Origin of the sequence: Dietzia sp. HMSC21D01 (genome assembly GCF_001815995.1) — a bacterium.
Classification (GTDB): domain Bacteria; phylum Actinomycetota; class Actinomycetes; order Mycobacteriales; family Mycobacteriaceae; genus Dietzia; species Dietzia cinnamea.
Map to the genome: position 1 here is coordinate 1 of NZ_KV823690.1, position 3,395 is coordinate 3,395.

General features: G+C 72.0%; 4 protein-coding genes. All 4 read right to left on the minus strand.

What is annotated here, in order from left to right; translation table 11 throughout:
• Window positions 1-28: 28 nt before the first annotated feature.
• Window positions 29-901 (minus strand): sulfurtransferase, encoded by an 873-nt coding sequence (locus tag HMPREF3086_RS02045; RefSeq protein WP_061228313.1) that lies wholly within the window; start codon window positions 899-901, stop codon window positions 29-31.
• Window positions 902-949: 48 nt separating this feature from the next.
• Entirely contained in the window at window positions 950-2,308 is a 1,359-nt protein-coding gene (locus HMPREF3086_RS02050) for an NAD-dependent succinate-semialdehyde dehydrogenase (RefSeq protein WP_061228312.1), read from the minus strand.
• A 167-nt stretch (window positions 2,309-2,475) separates the two neighbouring features.
• Window positions 2,476-2,769: a WXG100 family type VII secretion target gene (locus HMPREF3086_RS02055; RefSeq protein ID WP_061228311.1), complete on the minus strand. Its 294-nt coding sequence runs from the start codon at window positions 2,767-2,769 to the stop codon at window positions 2,476-2,478.
• Window positions 2,770-2,802: 33 nt separating this feature from the next.
• The gene (locus HMPREF3086_RS02060) at window positions 2,803-3,123 is read right to left on the minus strand and encodes a WXG100 family type VII secretion target (protein WP_007628508.1); all 321 of its coding nucleotides are present in this window, start codon (window positions 3,121-3,123) and stop codon (window positions 2,803-2,805) included.
• Between the last annotated feature and the right edge of the window lie 272 nt (window positions 3,124-3,395).

Genomic DNA, 3,395 nt, shown 5'->3' on the forward strand with positions numbered 1-3,395 from the left:
CCGGGGCCCTGTCGTCGCTCCGGGGCGGTCAGCGGGGCGAGTCGCCGGTGACCAGCGGGAGGCCGGGATCGCCGGCCCACGCGGTCATCGACCCGTCGTACACCGCCACGTCCTCGCGGCCGGCCAGCGCCAGCGCGTGGGCGACCCCGGTGGCCGCGATCCCGCCACCGCAGTAGGTGACGACCGTGCGGTCCTCGTCGAGCAGCCCGGCCGCCTCGAACTCGGCGCGCAGTTCCTCGAGCGGACGCAGCGTGCCGGTCTCGGGGTCCCGGAGGCGGGCCACCGGCAGGTTGATGCTGCCGGGGATGTGGCCGGGACGCCCGTACGAGGCGACGGCGCCGCGGTACGTGGCCTCGTCGAGGACGTTGACGAGGATCGTGTTCTCGTCGTCGAGGGCCGCGGTCACGTCCTCGGTGGACCGGATCAGTTCCGGCCGACGGACGCCCGTGAAGGTGCGCGGCGTCGGCACCGCGATCTCGTCGGTGACCTCGTAGCCCGCGGCCTTCCACGCCGGTAGGCCGCCGTCGAGGACCGCGACGTCGTCGAATCCCTCGAAGCGCAGGTGCCACCAGAACCGGGTGGCCCAGAACCCCTCGTGCTGGTCGTAGACCACCACGGTCGCGCCGTCCCCGATGCCGAGCCCGCTCGCGGCGGCCGCGAAGCGCTCGTGATCCGGCGCGGTGGCGGGCAGGGGGCTGGACGGGTCCGCGAAGTCGCCGAGCAGGTCGGCGAACAGGGCACCGGGGATGTGCTCGGGCCGGTACGTCTCGAGGCCCGAGACCGGGCGTGGGGTGCCGTCCGCGTCGGCGGTCAGGTGGGTCGTGGCGTCGACGACGACGAGGTCGGCCTCACCCAGGTGGTCGTGCAGCCACTCGGGGCTCACGGTGAGCGGAGTCGTCATGTCTCGTCCTTTCGATGGGGTACGCCCCCCGAGAATAGACAGATCTGTTCAGCTGACGCGCTGGAGCCGGACGTTGGCGAACTCGGTCAGGCCCCATCGTCCCAGTTCGCGGCCGTATCCGGAGCGCTTGACGCCGCCGAACGGTAGCCCCGGGAGGGTGGTGCCGTGTTCGTTGACGTAGGCCATGCCCACCTCGAGCCGCTCCGCCACCTCGGAGGCGCGCTCGGTGTCGGTGCCCCACACGGATCCGGAGAGCCCGAAGGGCGTGTCGTTGGCGATCCGCACCGCCTCGTCGATCGAGTCGTAGGTGTACACCATCGCGACGGGGCCGAAGATCTCCTCGCGGTAGGCGTCCATCTCCTCGGTGATGCCGGTGAGGATGGTGGGCTGCATGAACGCGCCGGGCCGGTCGATCGCCGCGCCGCCCGTGACGAGCGTCGCGCCCTGCCGGACGGCCGTCTCGACCTGCTCGACGACGTCGTCGCGGGCGTCCTCCGACGACAGGGGCCCGAGCTCGGTGCCCTCGTCGGCGGCGGGCCCGACGGTCAGCTCCTCGTAGAGGTTCTTCAGCCGGCCGAGGAAGTCCTCCTCGAGCTGCGTCGGGACGAAGATCCGCTTGGGCGAGTTGCACGCCTGCCCGCAGTTCGACAGCCGCGCCCGACCCACGGTCTCGGTGAGCTCGTCGAGATCGTCGGCGTCGAGGATGATGAGCGGGTCGGACCCGCCGAGCTCCAGCACGCTGGGCTTGAGGTTCTCCGCGGCCACCGTGGCCACCGCGGCGCCGGCTCCCTCGCTCCCGGTGAGGGAGACGCCCTTGATCCGCGGGTCGGCGATCATCTCGGCGACCGTGTCGCTGGAGGCGTAGACGTTGACGAAGACGTCCTCGGGTAGGCCCGCCGCGCGCTGCACCTTCTCGATGGCCGCGGACGAGCGGGCACAGATGCTCGCGTGCTTGAGCACGACGGTGTTGCCGAGCAGCAGGTTGGGCGCGGCGAACCGAGCGACCTGGTAGTAGGGGTAGTTCCACGGCATGATCCCCACCAGCGGCCCGACGGGCTCGTAGGTGACCCGGTTGAGACGCGCCTCGGGCACGTCCAGCGACTCGGGCTCCAGGAGGGCGGGACCGTGCTCGCCGTACCAGCGGTAGATCGACGCCGCGAGCTCCACCTCGCCCTGCGCCTGGTCGGGCAGCTTGCCCATCTCGGTGGTGATCGCCTTACCGAGTTCCTCGCGGTGCTCGTCGAAGGCGTCGGCGATCGCCACCAGGATGCGGGCCCGCTCGGCCACGTCGGTGGCGCGCCAGGTGGCGAATCCCCCGGTGACGGTGTCCAGGACGCCGTCGACGTCGCGGATCTGCTCGTACTCGCGGTCGGTCCGACCGGTGGACGGGTCGTGCGTGACGTACATGCGGTCCTCCCTCTTCTCGCGGCGGCCGGTGGTGGTACCCGGTCGTGTCCCGCGACGGTAGGCGGGGGGTGGGACCGTTGCATCCGGTCGGTGCGCCCCGACCCCGCCGCCGCGGTGGTGCGGGGCGGGGTCGCGGGAGGTCGGACGTGGGTGTCGGGGCCGGTGGATCAGCTCCAGCCCTGAGCGGCACGACGATCCGCGTCGGCCATGCCCTCGTTGCCCTGGGCGGCGGCGCGGGAGATCTCGGCGAGCATCGCCTGCAGCGCTGCCGCGGCCTGGTCCCAGTCGTTCTGGTGCGCCTGGTAGGCGACCGCGGCGTCGCCCTCCCACTCGGCGACCAGCGGGGCGAGGTAGGCCTTGAGGTCGTCGAGGGTGGTGCGCAGGCTGGTGGACGCCTGCGCGACCTGGCCGACGAGGGCCTCGATCGGGCCGTGGTTGTAGGTGATCTGTCCAGAGGTCATGACGGTCCCTTCCGGTGGTGGTGGTGTCGGCGATCAGAGGTTGAGCGGGCCGGTGCCGCCGGCCCGGGTGATGAGGGCGGCCGAGTCCTGGTCCGCGGCGTCGAACGACGAGCTGTTGGTCCGCATCGTCTCCGAGATCCCGGCGAGGGCGTTGTTGAGCTTGGCGCTCTGCTGCTGCCACTCGGTCATGATCTGGGTGAAGCGTGCCTGCGCGGCGCCGCGCCACACCGAGCCGCCGAGCTGGGACACCGAGTCCCGCACGGTGCCGAGCAGCCGGTCGATCTCGAGGTTCACGTCGTCGACCCTCCTGGCCGCCGTGTCCATGGTCCCGATGTGGGTGTTGAACCCGGTCATCTCGTCCTCCCCTGTGGTCGCTGCGGACTCCCCTTCTGGGTCCGTCACAGTGTTCGACGCGGCCGGGAGGTCGTTCGGTTCCACGGGATCGGGAAAATCTCCGTCGGGCTCGTCAGGAGGTGGCGTAGAGCCGGGCCGCCGCCTCGACCGGCGCGACCTCGGGTACGACGAACGACAGCAGGCGGGCCCGGTCGCACGCGTCCACGACCCGCTCGGCGACCCGTCCGCGCACGAGGACCTCCGCGGACCCGGTGGCCGCCTCGCGCCGCCGG

Coding starts and splice junctions, on each gene's coding strand:
- HMPREF3086_RS02050 (WP_061228312.1), bottom strand. CDS start 2,308: ATGTACGTCACGCACGACCCGTCCACCGGTCGGACCGACCGCGAGTAC.
- HMPREF3086_RS02045 (WP_061228313.1), bottom strand. CDS start 901: ATGACGACTCCGCTCACCGTGAGCCCCGAGTGGCTGCACGACCACCTG.
- HMPREF3086_RS02060 (WP_007628508.1), bottom strand. CDS start 3,123: ATGACCGGGTTCAACACCCACATCGGGACCATGGACACGGCGGCCAGG.
- HMPREF3086_RS02055 (WP_061228311.1), bottom strand. CDS start 2,769: ATGACCTCTGGACAGATCACCTACAACCACGGCCCGATCGAGGCCCTC.